A 13,790-nucleotide genomic window follows, 5' to 3' on the forward strand; every position below is an offset into this window, starting at 1 on the left:
CCCTCGTAGTCCTCGGCATCCGCGCCGACTTCTACGAGCAGTGCCTCGGCCACCCCGAACTGGCCGACGCGCTCCAGCACCGGCACATGGTGCTCGGCCCGCTGACCAACGCGGAGCTGCGCGAGGCGGTGACCGGACCCGCCAAATCCGTGGGCCTGGAGCTCGAACCGGGCCTCGCCGAGCTGATCGTCCGGGAAGTGAGCACCGACGGCCCCCGCGGGACGCACGACGCGGGAGTGCTGCCGCTCCTCTCCCACGCCCTGCTCGCCACCTGGCAGCGCCGCAAGACGGGACGGCTGACGCTCGCCGGATACCGCGCGGCGGGCGGAATCCAGGGCGCGGTGGCCGCGACCGCCGAGCGGGCCTGGTCCGACCTCGACCCGGCGGCCCGCACCGCCGCGCGCCTGCTCCTGCTGCGCCTCGTCCGGCTCGGCGAGGACACCCAGGCCACCCGCAGACGGGGCACCCGGCGCCAGCTCGCGGAGGAGCCGACGGACCCCGGCAAGACGGAGGAGTCGCTCGAAGCGCTGGTCCGCGCCCGGCTCGTGACGCTCGACGCGGAGACCGTGGAGATCACGCACGAGGCGCTGCTGCACGCCTGGCCGCGGCTGCGCGACTGGATCGACGAGGACCGCAACGACCACCTGCTGCGCCAGCGCCTGGAGGAGGACGGCCGGGCCTGGGAGGAATCGGAGCGCGACACCGCGCTGCTCTACCGGGGTTCGCGCCTTGAGCACGCCCGCGCCTGGGCGAAGTCCGCCGGGGCCACGTTCCTGACGCGGGGCGCGACGGAGTTCCTCGCGGCGTCGGCCAGGCTGCGCCGGCGCACGGTCTGGATCGCCCGCGGCGCGGTGGCGGCGCTCGTCGTCCTGGCGATGGTGGCCGTCGTCTCGGCGGTGGTCGCCTGGCAGCAGCGGGACGACGCGGTGTTCCAGCAGGTGGTCGCCGAGGCCGATCGCGCCCAGACCACCGACCCCTCGCTCTCCGCCCAGCTCGACCTGGTGGCCCACCGGATGCGGCCGGGCGACGCGGCCACGCGCAACCGCCTGCTCTCGATCGTGAACGCGCCGCTGGCCACGCCGCTGCTCGGCCACACCGGCGCCGTCTACCTCACCTCGTTCAGCCCGAGCGGACGGCTCCTCGCCACCGCCAGCTACGACCGGACCGTACGGCTGTGGGACGTGGCGGACCCCTCGCGCCCCAAGCGCGTAGGCAAGCCCCTGACCGGCCACAAGAGCTGGGTGAGCAGCGCCGTCTTCAGCCCGGACGGCCGCACGCTCGCCAGCGCCTCGGACGACGGCACGATCAGGCTGTGGGACATCCGCGACCCCAGCCGCCCGCGCCTGCTGGGCACCCCCCTGACCGGCGACGGCGGCACGATCTACCTGGTCGCCTTCAGCCCCGACGGACGCACGCTCGCCACCGCCCAGGACGACCACACCGTCCGCCTGTGGAACGTGGCGGAACCGGGCAGTCCGAAGGCGCTGCGCACCCTGACCGGCGGCACGGCGGCCGTGCGCTCCGTGGCCTTCAGCCCCGACGGGCGGACGCTGGCGGCCGGGGGCGACGACAGCACGATCCGGCTGTGGGACATGGCCGACCCGCGGCGCCCGGAGCCGATCGAGAAGGTGCTGAAGGGCCATACGAGCGGGGTGCACTCCGTGGCCTTCAACCCCGACGGGCGCACGCTCGCCAGCGGCAGCTCGGACAACACCCTCAGGCTCTGGAACGTGGCCGACCCCCGGCGCGCGAAGCCGCTCGGCGCGCCGCTCACCGGCCACACCGGCCCCCTGTGGTCCGTCTCCTTCAACTCCGAGGGGACGATGCTTGCCGGCGCGAGCGCGGACAGCACGGCGAGTCTGTGGAACGTCAGCGATCCGGCGCACCCGTCCCAGGTCGGCGAGCCGCTCGCGGGCAGCAGCGGGGAGATGTACGCGCTCGGCTTCAGCCCCGACGGACGTACGCTCGCCACCGGGACCGGCGACAACAAGGTGCGGCTGTGGTCGATCCCGGTGACCGACATGATCGGGCGGATGGGAGTCTTCCGCCCCGACGGCAAGGTGCTCGCCACGGCCGCGCGCGACGACAAGGTCCGGCTGTGGAACGTGGCGCGCCCCGGCAGACCGGTCATGCTGAGCAAGCCGTTCCGGTCCGGGAAGGGTGACGGGAAGGGAGACATACGTACGTTGGCGTTCTCCCCCGACGGGCACACGCTCGCGGTGCTCACGGCGAACAGCGCGGTCCGGCTGTGGAACGTCACCGACCCGACCCGGCCCGTCGCGTACGGGCCGCCCGTCGCGCTGCGCACGCGGTTCGCGGCCGCGCTGGCGTTCAGCCCCGACGGACGCACGCTCGCGACCCCCCAGACCGACCGCACCATCCAGCTGTGGAACGTCACCGACCCCGCACGTCTCCGCCCGCTCGGTAAGCCGCTCACCGGCCACAAGGGGTACGTCAACTCCCTGGTGTTCCACAAGGACGGGCGGCGCCTGGCCAGCGGGAGCGCGGACGGCACCATCCGGCTCTGGAAGACGGCCGACCCGCGGCACGCCACGCCGTTCGGCAAGCCGCTGACCGGGCACCTCGGCCCCATCAACACGCTCTCCTACAGCCCGGACGGCAAGACCCTGGCCAGCGGCAGCGACGACGGCACGGTCCGGCTCTGGGACCCCGCCGCCCCGCACTCCGGCGCGCACGGCGACTCGCGGACCAAGGCGTCCCGGCCCCAGGCCACGCTGAAGGGCCACACCGACGCGGTGGTGTCGCTGACGTTCAGTCAGGACGGCACGACCCTGGCGACCGGCGCCAACGACAACACGGTGCGGCTCTGGGCTGTCGCCGACCCCTCCGAGGCGTCCGCCATCGGCCAGTCGATGAGCCCCAACGCCAAGGCGGGCAGCTTTCTGTCGTTCAGTCCGCAGAGCGACATGCTCGGGGTGTCCAGCGGCACCGATACCGTCCGGATGTGGAACCTCGACCCCGAGGCGGCGATTCGCCGCGTCTGCTCGACCACTCGGGGCGTTCTGACACCGGAAAAGTGGAGCGAGTATCTGCCCCGGCTCTCATACGAGCCCCCGTGTGACGAGTAGGAAGAACTCTGCCCTTCAACAGGATTGCGGAAGGCAGTTGAACACCGCACCTTCACGGCGTGATCCCGATCACAACCCCCCATTTCAGCTGCGAAGTTGACTCCCCACATGGATGCGGCCTTGTTACTGTTGGCCACAGCCCGATCGCTGGTGCATCCCCCGTCGCCAGCGGTCGGGCATTTCTTTTACGACGGCGACGCGGCCGAAAACCTCATCGTCTTGCCGAACCGGAAATCGCCGGTAAGTCAGGCGGTTGGCATAACGTCGATCACGTAAGCGTCCTGATGAGGAGTCGTACTCTGACTCCTGTCGGACGACGGGACGGTGAGCGGCAGTGGCGAAATCCAGCGAAAAGTCGGCGGAGGGGCACCCGCCCCGCACGCCCGTGCGGCGCGACAACGGCCGCCACCAGTGGGAGAAGGACCGCGCCCGCCAGCCCGAGGAGAAGCGGCTCGCCACGGGCTCGACCGAGCACGACACCGGCCTTGAGGTCGACGACCTCGTCTTCCACGCCTCTTACCGCGAGATCGAGGCGCCCAAGGAGATCGGCGACGCCATGGGGGTCGCCGAGGGCACCCCGCTCGTGGAGCGCACCTACCGCACCCGCTACAGCGCCGAGGACGCGCCGTTCACCCTGGTGACGTCGTATCTGATCCGGAGCCTCGTCGAGGCCAACCCCGCCCTCCTGGACGAGAAGAACGAACCGTGGCCGGGCGGCACCATGAGCCAGCTCCACACGGTCGGCATCGAGATCGACCGCATAGAGGAGCACGTCACGGCCCGCCCGCCGACGTCCGAGGAGGGAGCGGAACTCGGCCTGCCGCCCGGCGCGGCGGTCCTCGTGATCCGCAAGCTCGCGTACGACATCGAGGACCGGGTCGTCGAGATGTCGGAACTGATCATGCCCGGTGACCGCACGGAACTGTCCTTCACGACTCGCCTGGAGAGGTGGTGAGCCATGAGCCGGCGCATCACGGTCGTCACGGCCGTTCACGCCCCGTCGGCGCGCTTCCTGCCGGCGGCGTACGAGTCCCTGTGCGAGCAGGAGTTGCCCACGGGCTGGGAGTGGCGATGGCTGATCCAGGAGGACGGCAGGACGGATGAGGTCACCCCGCGCGTCCCGGACGACGAGCGGGTCTCCTTCCGTCAGGGGCGCCCCGGCGGGCCCGGCGTCGCCCGCACGATGGCGCTCGCCCACGCGGACGGCGACTACGTCAAGATCCTGGACGCCGACGACCAGCTCACGCCCGGTGCGCTGGCCCGTGATCTCGCCGCGCTGGAGGGCGACCCGACGCTCGGCTGGGCCACTTCCCGGGTGCTCGACCTGCTGCCCGACGGTTCGACGGCAGGGTTCCCCGGCGACCCCGAGCAGGGGCCCGTCGAGCGCGGCGCGGTCCTTGACTACTGGTCGGCCCACGACTTCCGCGCGCAGGTGCACCCGGCGACGCTCTTCGTCCGGCGCGGCCTGCTCGTCGCCCTCGGCGGCTGGATGGCGCTGCCCGCCTCCGAGGACACGGGCCTGCTGCTCGCCCTGAACTCCGTGGCGCGGGGCTGGTTCTCGGCCGACGTGGGGCTGCTCTACCGCAAGTGGGAGGGGCAGGCCACCAGCCAGACCTCCCACACGGACGCCGCCGAGCGGGCGGCCCGGATGGCGGTCGTCGAGGCCCGGGCCCGGGCGCTGGCCCACTTCCAGTGGGCGTATCCCGCCGCCACCGGCTGACCCCCGCGCCACCGGACGACCCCGCCGGAGCCGCACCCCCCCGTCAGACCAGGACCTCCGCGTCGACCCGCGAGAAGACCAGCTCGGTCTCGCCCACCACCGGCCCCCGCCACCGCACGGGAGCCGCAGGCCGCTTCATCGCGCGCGGATAGCTCTGGGGCGCGTAGTCGTTGGCGAGCCGGTAGCTGTGGAAGCCGTGCTCCCGCATGGTAGCGAGCAGTTCGTCGGCCGAGTCGCCGAGCTGGGCCATGCGTTCGGGCGTGACCTCCACGGCGATCTCCACATCCGGGCGGAGCCGGTCGAGCACGGGCTCCAGCCCCCGGACGACCCCGCCCTCCGCGCCCTCGACATCGATCTTGATCACGCGGGCCCTGGCGATCTCGTCCGCCTCCAGGAGTTCCGGGAGCGGCAGCGCCCGCGCCTCGAAGGTGGACTCGGCCGGACCCTCGTAGGGAACGATCGAGTTCGCGCCCATGTTGTGGGAGCTTGCGAGGATGAAGGTCAGCGACTTGTGGCTGTCGGAGACCGCCGCGTTGACCGCGCGGATGTTGTCGCAGCCGTTCAGCGCGGCGTTCCGCAGCAGCCGCCGGTGAAAGGTCGGGGACGCCTCGACGGCGACGACCCGTCCCGTGTCGCCGACGAGCCGCGAGCCGAGGACGGCGAAGACCCCTACGTTGGCACCGACGTCCACCAGCACGTCACCGCCGCGCAGACGGCTCTTCAGCCACCGCGTCATGTGCGGCTCCCAGGCACCGAAGAGGTACAGATAGCGCTGGATGAGGTCCTGGGTGTCGACCGCGAACAGGGCGCCGCACTCCACGTCGACGACCCTGCGGCGGGGATGGTCCCGCAGGCGGGGATTGAGGAAACGGGCGGCGAGCGCGCTCTTGAACAGCGTCCCTGGGGCTCGCCGTACATAGGCGCGGCCGAGTGTGACCAGGGCCTCCGTCACGCCCTCCGTCATGGGGGTGTTCATCCGATCGCCTTTCCAGCAGGGAACAGGCGAACCCTAACGCCGGGCGGCCCCCCGGTCCTGGTCGAACGCCAGCCCGAGCATCCGGATCGCGTTGCCCCGCAGCAGCTTGTACGCGACCTCCTCGGGCAGCCCGCCGACGTGCTCCCGCGCCACCTGTTCCGTATGCGGCCAGGTCGAGTCGACGTGCGGGTAGTCCGTCTCGAAGGTCGCGTTGTCGACCCCGACCGTCTCGATCGACTCGATGCCGTGCTTGTCGCGGAAGAAGCAGCAGAAGATCTGCCGGTAGTAGTACGTCGACGGCGGCTCGGGGACCAGATCCTTGACGCCGCCCCACGCACGGTGCTCCTGCCATACGTCGTCGGCGCGCTCCAGGGCGTACGGAATCCACCCCATCTGCCCCTCGCTGTAGGCGAGTTTGAGCCTCGGGAACTTCACCAGGACCCCCGAGAAGAGGAAGTCCATCATCGAGGCCATGGCGTTGTTGAAGCTCAGCGCGGCCTGGACGGCGGGCGGGGCGTCGGGGGAGGCCGCCGGCATCTGTGACGAGGACCCGATGTGCATGTTCACGACCGTGCCGGTCTCCTCGCAGGCCGCGAAGAACGGGTCCCAGTAGCCGGAGTGGATCGACGGCAGCCCCAGATACGTCGGGATCTCGGAGAAGGTCACCGCGCGCACCCCACGGGCGGCGTTGCGCCGGATCTCGGCGACGGCGAGGTCGATGTCCCACAGCGGGATCAGACAGAGCGGGATCAGCCTGCCCCCGCTGTCGCCGCACCACTCCTCGACCATCCAGTCGTTATAGGCGCGGACGCAGGCGAGGCCCACCTCCTTGTCCTTGGCCTCGGCGAAGGTCTGCCCGCAGAAGCGGGGGAAGGTGGGGAAGCAGAGCGAGGCCTCGACGTGGTTGACGTCCATGTCCTCCAGCCGCGCCTTCGGATCCCAGCAGCCGCGCCGCATCTGCTCCCTGGTGATGCCGTCCAGGGTCATCTCGTCACGGGAGAAGCCGACGGCGGCGATGATGCGCTTGTACGGGAAGAGGTCGCCCTCGTACTCCCACCAGTCGGTGGTCTGGCCCTGCGGGTCCGTCGTGAACTTGTACTTGCCGCCGACGTACGCCAGTTCGCCGATGCCCGCGGTGAAGGGCTTCGGGCCTCGGTCGCGGTACTTGGCCGGGAGCCACGTCTCGAAGAGGTGCGCGGGCTCGATCACGTGGTCGTCCACGCTGATGACCCGGGGGATTTCCTTGGTGCCGACCTCGCTGCTGTCCACTGCGTCGCCCCCTACGGCTCGCCGGTTCCGTCCACCGAATCTGACGGACCATCAGATCGAGGTTATGGGCTCGCCGGAACGACGGCAACCACCACCCCGGAACTCGCCCCACCCCTTGCGCGGGCGTGGCGCGTGAGCTGAACTGACGACTCTTCAGGTCCGGTCGAGGGAAGGCTTCCGATGCAGACGATGTGGCTCGGCGGCGCCGAGTGGCTGGCCGTGCTCCGGATCGGGCTCGGCCTGTGGTGGCTGGAGAGCTGGCGCCACAAGGACAAGAAGGAGTGGTTCAAAGGAGGCGGGATCGGCTGGGCGGCGGGCATCGCCGAGAAACACAGGTGGGCGGTGGTCCGCAGCGGCTTCGACGCCGTGGTCAGGCCCCGGCCGCGGGTCATGGCCTACGTCGTCGCCTACGCGGAACTCGCGCTCGGCCTCGGCCTGATCCTCGGCTTCCTCACCCCGATCGCCCTCGTCGCTGGCCTCGTGCTCAACCTGGTCTATCTCGTGCTGATGATCCACGACTGGGCCGAGCAGGGGCAGAACCTCATGATGGCGCTCATCTCGCTCGTCGCGCTGTTCGCCATGAGCTGGCAGGCGTGGTCCCTGGACGCGGCGCTGGGGATCTTTCTTTAGATACGTACGGGATACGAGGTACCAGGTACGCGGACTTGGAGGTGCCCGATGAACGAGCACGGCCACGAAGACCACGAAGCCCACCAAGAGTGGCAGCCCACGGCGGCGGCCCTCAGAGCGGACCACGCCGCCCGCGCCGAGAGCGCGGCGGCCCGCGCGGCAGCCCTCTGCCGCCACGTCGAGCGGCATGGCGCCGAGCACGCGGACGCCGTATGGAAGGCCGCCCACGCGGCGCGCGTGGCGGCGCAGGCCCTCGCCGTGCTCTCCGAGTCCGCGCCCGACCCGGCCGCGGACTCGCGCTGCGCCCGCAACGCGGCGGCGGCCGCGGCGCAGGCCTCCCAGATGGCCCAGCTCATCGCCGGTGACGCCGAACCCTCCGCGCTCGCGTGCCGGGCCGCCCTCAGGGCATCGCAGGCCGCGGCGGCCGCGGCGGGGGCCGGGCACTCGGGCAGGGACGAGGAGCTGAACACCGAAGCCGAGGCGGCCGAGAAGGCGGCCGTCGCGGCGGCCGAGGAGGCGGGCTGGATCCGCCCCGGCGAACAGGTCCCGAGCGTGGCGACGGGCGTACGCAGCCCGGAGGTGCTGGCCATGCTGCACCTCTGAAGGGGCGCGCGGCGGCGCGTTGACACGGGCCCCCGCCGGACGTTGACTGACAGCCAGACGTTCAGCACGCGGCACCCAGTACGCACTCAGGCGCAACGGAAGCGGCACTTCATGATGTACGACCAGACACGCGCCCAGCAGCCCGCCGACCGCCCCCGGGGCAGCGCGCAGCGCGGCCCGAGCGGCCCGGAGCCCCTGCTCCCCTCGGACGAGCGGGAGAAGATCGCGCTCCGTCTCGGCCACGCCATCAACACCTTCGACGAGACCCCGCACGAATCGCTCGAGGAGGCCGACGCCGCCCTCGACGAGGCCGCCGACCAGCTGGTGAAGGCGCTCGCGGAACGGCGGCGGCTGCTGCGCGCGAACTGGCAGGACCAGGACCCCGGTACGCAGTCCACCGAACTCCGGCTCGCGCTGCGGGAGTACCGCGAGATCACCCAGCGGCTGATCCGCCTCTGAGCGGCCGACGCGGCTGAGTGCGGGCGGGTGAAAATCCGTACGCGAGGCTGACCCGGACGTTCCGACGTGCGTTTGTGAGTCGTTGGGCCCGGCATGGCGGCTTTTGACGACGACCCGGGCTTCGACTACTGCGAGTGGTGCGCGCAGTTGCGGCGGGCCGATGGCCTTGCCGAGCTGTCCGCGCACGTACGGGCGGCGAGGAGAAACGATTCCGTCGCCCGGTGGCGCCGATGGGGCGGCAGATGGCGTGGGCGGGGCCGGGACATGCTGCTGCGAGGCCGGTGACCGGGGCCGGTGGTCGAGGCCGGGGGCAGAGACTGACGCGGGAATCCCGGACGCAGAAGCGGAGGGAAGCACTCCTGCGAGTGCTTCCCTCCGGGGTCCGGCGGAACGTCAGTGACTCGGGCCCTGCTTCCGGTCGCGCCAGTCCTCGCCCGGCATGCCGCCCTCACCCTTCACGCCGCGCTCGCCCTTGATGCCGCGGCGCCGGCTCTTGGCCTGCTGGGCGTCGTCGAACTCGATCTGCTCCTTGCGGACGGTGTCGGAGATCTCCTCGGTCTCGGTGACCTTCTCCGTCTCCAGGCGCACGCGTTCGACCGGCACGGTCTCCTTGCTCACCACGGCGTGCTCGGAGTGCAGGGTCACCTCCGTCTCGTCCTCGCCGATGGTGCCGCGCACCCGGTCGCCCTCGCGGATCGGTTCGCGTACGACGCGGACCTCCTCGTGCGAGACGGGGACGGACGTCTTGACCTCTTCGTTCACGACCGTCTTGCGCAGCCGGGCCTGGCCGACCTCTTCCTCCTCGGTGCCGACCCGCAGCCGCTCCTCGGACCGCACCATCTCCTGGTCCTTGGTGTCGTCGCCCAGGCCGGACCGCATGGCGTACTCGCGGTCAGCGGCGCTCCGGCCCTGGCCCGCACCGGCGCCGGCGCCGGCGAGACCGGCCGTGCCCGCCGTGCCCATACCGGTGCCGGTCGCCTTGCCGGTCGCCGCGTTGCCGGTGCCGGTCGCGGCACCCGGCCGGGTCAGGCCGTAGTGGGCGTACAGCTCGTGCTCCTGGCCAGGGTCGAGGTGCTGGTCGGCATCCACCCTCGGGGCCTCCTTCACGGCCTCCTTGGTGGCCGTGACGTGCAGGTCGTCGCCCCGCAGCCGGGCACCGGCCAGCGGCACGAAGCTCTCCTTCATGCCGAAGAGGCCGGTCTTGACGGTCACCCACTCGGGGCGTCCGCTGCGGTCGTCGAGGTAGACCCGTTCGATGCTGCCGATCTTCTCGCCGGTCCGGTCGTAGGCTGTCAGGCCCTTGAGCGCATCGGGGTTGGTGAAGGCCTCGCCCTGCGTCATGGGTGATCACTCCCTTGGAGCGTGCGACGGGCAGAACCCAATCCGCCACGGACGACGCACGCCTCGTACCCATCGCGCGCCGAGGACGCCTGCCGCGCAAGGCGGAGCGTCACGCAGCGTGCGGGAGCAGACGTACGCGGCTACGCCATCCCGGCGCCGACGCCGGACGGACCGCCCGGACCGGCCCAGGAAGCCGATAGGGCCATTCGGGTGAACGCAGGGGCACTACACCCACCGCGGCCCCGCCCCGGTCCGGCTCAGCCCCGAGGGCTCCGGCTCTGCAGGGCCCGTGCCAGCCGGGGGCCGAGGCTCCGCTTGAGCCGGCGCAGGGACGGGAGGCGGCCCACGGTCTGGTCCAGGTGGTAGTAGAGCTGCGGCGGCACATACGGCAGCAGCGGCGAATGACGCTGGCCGAGCAGCGCGAACATCCGCTCCGGCGCCAGGCCGATGTACCGGGGCAGGTTCTCGTACCACTGGGCGCTGTGCCGGGCCGCGCTCTGCACCGGGAGCAGGGCCTGCTTGCGCTCGCGCTCGTAGGCGGCGAGCGCGGCGGGCAGCCGCTCGGGGCCCGCCGACCCCAGCGCCCGGGCCAGGCACGCGGCGTCCCGCAGGGCGAGGCTGGTGCCGGCGCCGATCGAGTAGTGCGTGGTGTGCGCGGCGTCGCCGATCAGGGCGAGGTTGCCGTGCGACCAGGACGCGTTGGTGACGGTCGGGAAGGCCTGCCACTGGGCGTGGCCGTCGATGTCCGTACGCCCCAGGAGCGCGTGGCCGTCGAGCATGTCGGCGAAGAGGCTCTCCAGCAGGCGCAGGGCGTCGCCGTGACCGAGCCGGTCGAGGCCGAGGCCCGTCCAGGTGGCCTCGGAGCACTCCACCACGCAGGTGCTGTGCTCCGGGCTGTATCCGTAGGCGTAACACCAGATCCAGCCGTGCCCGGTCTCCACGAAGGCGAAGGTGAACGCGGTGAACACCCGGGTGGTGCCGAGCCAGATGAAGCGGTTGGCGCCGGTCGTCACGCGGGTGCCGAAGTGGGCGGCGCTCTCCGTGCGGAGCCTGCTGTGCGCGCCGTCGCCCGCGACGACGAGGTCCGCGTCGGGCAGCTGGGCGCGGCTGCCGATCTCGACGCCGAACTCCAGCCGGACGCCCAGCTCCTGGGCGCGGTCGGCGAGGATCGTCCGCAGCCGGTGGCGTCCGATGGCGTGGCCCACGTCGCCGTCGTGGGCCGTGGTCCTGTCGCCGACGTGCGCGAAGCCGCCGCGCCAGCGCACGGAACGCTCGGCTACGGCACGCGCGGAGACGGGGTCGTGGAGGTGCAGCTCCTCCAGGAGATCGGGCCAGAACGTGACGCCCCAGCCGTGGCTGGTGCCGGCCGCGTGCCTCTCGTGGACGGTGACCTCGTGGGCCGGTTCCCGAAGCTTGGCGAGGATGGCCAGGTACAGGGACGCGGGGCCCCCGCCGACGCAATCGATCTTCACGCCGACCAACGTAAGCGCCGCCCGCCGCATCCCGGCTGAACGCCGACGCCGTGTCGCCGCCGCCCTCACACCCCCGCGACGCCCGCCACCAAGGTCACCCTTGGTGATGGAATAGCGATCATGAGTGACATCGGGGCAGGATCGGAAGCGTCTCGGGATACGACGATCACGAGGAGAACGGACGTGTCGGTTCACCTCAGAGTGCTTGTGTCGCTGGTGGCGGTGGTGTTCCCGCTGCTGGCCTTCAGCCCCTCCGCCGCGGCCCCCACGGGCCCCGTCGGCCGTACCGGAACCGTCGTCGGCCAGGTCGAGTGCGACTGGAAGTACGGCAGGTCCTGCGTCGTGGGCGGCGGCATGTCCTTCATGTGATCGGGCCACCGTGCGAGCGGGTCTTCGTGCGATCGGGCCGATTGCGCCGCCTGGAGTAGCGACGGCGGCCCACGGGATGCGTGTCGAGGCCGCCGCTAGTGAGCTGGCGGGCATGGACCACGACATAGAGAAGGCGCCCGAGGCGCCTTTCACGCGGCGCCACGCTCTGCGCGTCGCCGCCGGAATCCTGGCCGTCGGCGCGGTCCCGCTGACCGCGCCGCGTGCCGCCGCACGATCAGCGGATGTCTGCACGGGCGGGTACGACGCCGAGTTCGAGGCGGCCCTGGCCGAGGCGGACGCCCAAGTCCCCGCCGAGGAGATCCGGGGCCTCCCCCCTGAGCTGGGGCCCGGCAGGTACACCCTCCCGCTGCGCCGCCGCTTCAGGGTCAGCGCGCGCTACGGAATCCGCGGCGACTGGCTCGCCGGGCACCACACGGGCATCGACCTCGCGGTGCCGCGCGGGACACCGGTGTACGCGGTGGGCGCGGGCGTCGTCGTACTGGCGCGCTGGTCGGGGGCGTACGGCAACGCGGTGACGGTGCGGATGCGGGACGGCCACTACGCCGTCTTCGCCCATCTCTCCCGCGTCCAGGTCCAGCAGGGGACGCGGGTCCGCACCGGGGCCCGCATCGGCAGCAGCGGGGCGTCGGGCCGGGCCACCGGCCCCCATCTGCACCTGGAGATCCGGGCCCGCCGCGGCTACGGCTCGGACATCGACCCGGTCCGCTACCTCGCCAGACGGGGAGCCCGGCTCCTCTAGCCCTGGTGGTACCGGCTACGCGACGGCCGGCACGAGGTTCATGAGGGGGGCCACCGGGTCGATCAGCTGCTGCAGTTTGTTCAGCTCGCTCAGACCGCCGAGCTGCTGGTCGATCGTGGGCACCAGGGCGCGCTGCCCCTCGGGGATCGCCGCCGTCTGGAGGTCGTTGATCGTGCCCTGCACCGAGATGTTGCCCGGCCCCAGCGAGCCGTCGGCGGCGTGGGCGGTGGGGGCGGCCAGGGCGGCTGCTCCGGCGGCCAGCGAGACAGCGGCGATAAGTCGTCGTGCTGATGTCATGTCCTCAGAAACGGCTGGACCCCCGCCAAGGACACGGCTTCTTCTCCGTTCTCACTCATGAGAAACGCCGAATAGCGCATTCGGGTCTGTTTGACGCGCGGAAAAGCGATTTCCGGACCGGTGGCCGGAGTGTCGTATGCCGTTACTTCGCCGTGAGAACAGACGTTAGAAGAATGCGGCTGCGCGTAGCAGTCGCTCTTTCCGACTCAAAGGAGAACGTGATGTCTCGCATCGCGAAGGCAGCCGCCGTCACCCTCGGCACCGGCGCCATCGTGCTCGGGGGCTCCGGCCTGGCTTCGGCGGACGCCGGTGCGCAGGGCTCGGCCGTCGGCTCCCCCGGTGTGCTCTCGGGCAACCTGCTCCAGGTCCCGATCCACGTCCCCGTGAACGTCTGCGGCAACACCATCGACATCATCGGTGTGCTGAACCCCGCGTTCGGCAACACCTGCATCAACAACGGCGGCGGCCACCACAAGGACAACGGCCACCACAACGGCCACGGCAAGGGCCACCACGGCAAGAACCACGACAAGGGTCACGGCAAGGGCCACGGCAAGGGCCACCACGGCAAGGGCCACGACAAGGGTCACGGCAAGGGCCACCACAAGGGTGGCTACGGCGGCTGATCCCCGCCGAGGAAGCCCCCGGTGAGCGTTCCACCGGGGGCTTCGCGCTGCCCTGGGGCTAATTGCCGTAGGTGTAGAGCCCCTTGTGCTCAAGCAGGTCGTCCGGCCGCACGTCCCACGGCGGCATCGGCTCGTGGCGGGCGACGACGCGCCGGTACTGGGACGAGCCGGGGCCGGGG

Annotated in this window: 14 protein-coding genes; 9 read left to right on the forward strand and 5 right to left on the reverse strand. The window is 71.6% G+C overall.

Going from position 1 to position 13,790, the window contains the following annotated elements:
• The 3 genes from GKQ77_RS15840 to GKQ77_RS15850 all read left to right on the forward strand — a co-directional run.
• A partial coding sequence (locus GKQ77_RS15840; RefSeq protein WP_219689414.1) for a WD40 repeat domain-containing protein occupies window positions 1-3,089 on the forward strand: 3,089 nt, incomplete at its 5' end.
• A 334-nt stretch (window positions 3,090-3,423) separates the two neighbouring features.
• Complete coding sequence (locus tag GKQ77_RS15845; RefSeq protein ID WP_219689415.1) at window positions 3,424-4,044, forward strand: GntR family transcriptional regulator; 621 nt, start codon at window positions 3,424-3,426, stop codon at window positions 4,042-4,044.
• Between the two features lie 3 nt (window positions 4,045-4,047).
• Window positions 4,048-4,809: a glycosyltransferase family 2 protein gene (locus tag GKQ77_RS15850; RefSeq protein WP_219689416.1), complete on the forward strand. Its 762-nt coding sequence runs from the start codon at window positions 4,048-4,050 to the stop codon at window positions 4,807-4,809.
• A gap of 43 nt (window positions 4,810-4,852) precedes the next feature.
• On the opposite strand, the gene GKQ77_RS15855 is transcribed toward GKQ77_RS15850, so the two are convergent.
• Together GKQ77_RS15855 and GKQ77_RS15860 are read right to left on the reverse strand one after the other, a co-directional pair.
• On the reverse strand, window positions 4,853-5,785 hold the full coding sequence (locus tag GKQ77_RS15855) for an FkbM family methyltransferase (protein WP_258021394.1): 933 nt from the start codon (window positions 5,783-5,785) through the stop codon (window positions 4,853-4,855).
• Window positions 5,786-5,818: 33 nt separating this feature from the next.
• Window positions 5,819-7,054, reverse strand: a complete 1,236-nt coding sequence (locus tag GKQ77_RS15860) for an amidohydrolase family protein (protein ID WP_219689417.1) — start codon at window positions 7,052-7,054, stop codon at window positions 5,819-5,821.
• Between the two features lie 180 nt (window positions 7,055-7,234).
• Between GKQ77_RS15860 and GKQ77_RS15865 the strand changes: the two genes are divergently transcribed.
• From GKQ77_RS15865 to GKQ77_RS15875, 3 genes are all read left to right on the forward strand, one after another.
• Window positions 7,235-7,684, forward strand: a complete 450-nt coding sequence (locus GKQ77_RS15865; RefSeq protein ID WP_219689418.1) for a DoxX family membrane protein — start codon at window positions 7,235-7,237, stop codon at window positions 7,682-7,684.
• 48 nt (window positions 7,685-7,732) lie between these two features.
• A complete protein-coding gene (locus tag GKQ77_RS15870) occupies window positions 7,733-8,287 on the forward strand; it encodes a hypothetical protein (RefSeq protein WP_219689419.1) in 555 nt (184 codons plus the stop codon).
• 111 nt (window positions 8,288-8,398) lie between these two features.
• Entirely contained in the window at window positions 8,399-8,746 is a 348-nt protein-coding gene (locus tag GKQ77_RS15875; protein ID WP_219689420.1) for a hypothetical protein, read from the forward strand.
• A gap of 393 nt (window positions 8,747-9,139) precedes the next feature.
• On the opposite strand, the gene GKQ77_RS15880 is transcribed toward GKQ77_RS15875, so the two are convergent.
• Window positions 9,140-10,087, reverse strand: a complete 948-nt coding sequence (locus tag GKQ77_RS15880; protein ID WP_219689421.1) for a DUF2382 domain-containing protein — start codon at window positions 10,085-10,087, stop codon at window positions 9,140-9,142.
• A gap of 257 nt (window positions 10,088-10,344) precedes the next feature.
• Window positions 10,345-11,559, reverse strand: coding sequence for an FAD-dependent monooxygenase (locus tag GKQ77_RS15885; RefSeq protein WP_219689422.1), 1,215 nt, complete (start codon window positions 11,557-11,559; stop codon window positions 10,345-10,347).
• A gap of 183 nt (window positions 11,560-11,742) precedes the next feature.
• On the opposite strand from GKQ77_RS15885, the gene GKQ77_RS15890 reads away from it, so the two are divergent.
• Both GKQ77_RS15890 and GKQ77_RS15895 read left to right on the forward strand, forming a co-directional pair.
• Window positions 11,743-11,928: a hypothetical protein gene (locus tag GKQ77_RS15890; RefSeq protein WP_219689423.1), complete on the forward strand. Its 186-nt coding sequence runs from the start codon at window positions 11,743-11,745 to the stop codon at window positions 11,926-11,928.
• Between the two features lie 112 nt (window positions 11,929-12,040).
• Entirely contained in the window at window positions 12,041-12,688 is a 648-nt protein-coding gene (locus tag GKQ77_RS15895) for a M23 family metallopeptidase (RefSeq protein WP_219689424.1), read from the forward strand.
• A 15-nt stretch (window positions 12,689-12,703) separates the two neighbouring features.
• Here GKQ77_RS15895 and GKQ77_RS15900 read toward each other — a convergent pair whose 3' ends face one another.
• A complete protein-coding gene (locus GKQ77_RS15900) occupies window positions 12,704-12,985 on the reverse strand; it encodes a hypothetical protein (protein ID WP_219689425.1) in 282 nt (93 codons plus the stop codon).
• 221 nt (window positions 12,986-13,206) lie between these two features.
• On the opposite strand from GKQ77_RS15900, the gene GKQ77_RS33380 reads away from it, so the two are divergent.
• Window positions 13,207-13,611 carry a chaplin gene (locus GKQ77_RS33380; RefSeq protein WP_219689426.1) on the forward strand — a complete coding sequence of 135 codons (405 nt, stop codon included), beginning with the start codon at window positions 13,207-13,209 and terminating at the stop codon, window positions 13,609-13,611.
• The last annotated feature ends 179 nt before the right edge of the window (window positions 13,612-13,790 follow it).

This window comes from Streptomyces anatolicus (genome assembly GCF_019400875.1).
GTDB lineage: Bacteria > Actinomycetota > Actinomycetes > Streptomycetales > Streptomycetaceae > Streptomyces > Streptomyces anatolicus.

Coding starts and splice junctions, on each gene's coding strand:
- GKQ77_RS15870 (WP_219689419.1), top strand. CDS start 7,733: ATGAACGAGCACGGCCACGAAGACCACGAAGCCCACCAAGAGTGGCAG.
- GKQ77_RS15900 (WP_219689425.1), bottom strand. CDS start 12,985: ATGACATCAGCACGACGACTTATCGCCGCTGTCTCGCTGGCCGCCGGA.
- GKQ77_RS15895 (WP_219689424.1), top strand. CDS start 12,041: ATGGACCACGACATAGAGAAGGCGCCCGAGGCGCCTTTCACGCGGCGC.
- GKQ77_RS15875 (WP_219689420.1), top strand. CDS start 8,399: ATGATGTACGACCAGACACGCGCCCAGCAGCCCGCCGACCGCCCCCGG.
- GKQ77_RS15880 (WP_219689421.1), bottom strand. CDS start 10,087: ATGACGCAGGGCGAGGCCTTCACCAACCCCGATGCGCTCAAGGGCCTG.
- GKQ77_RS15850 (WP_219689416.1), top strand. CDS start 4,048: ATGAGCCGGCGCATCACGGTCGTCACGGCCGTTCACGCCCCGTCGGCG.
- GKQ77_RS15855 (WP_258021394.1), bottom strand. CDS start 5,785: ATGAACACCCCCATGACGGAGGGCGTGACGGAGGCCCTGGTCACACTC.
- GKQ77_RS15865 (WP_219689418.1), top strand. CDS start 7,235: ATGCAGACGATGTGGCTCGGCGGCGCCGAGTGGCTGGCCGTGCTCCGG.
- GKQ77_RS33380 (WP_219689426.1), top strand. CDS start 13,207: ATGTCTCGCATCGCGAAGGCAGCCGCCGTCACCCTCGGCACCGGCGCC.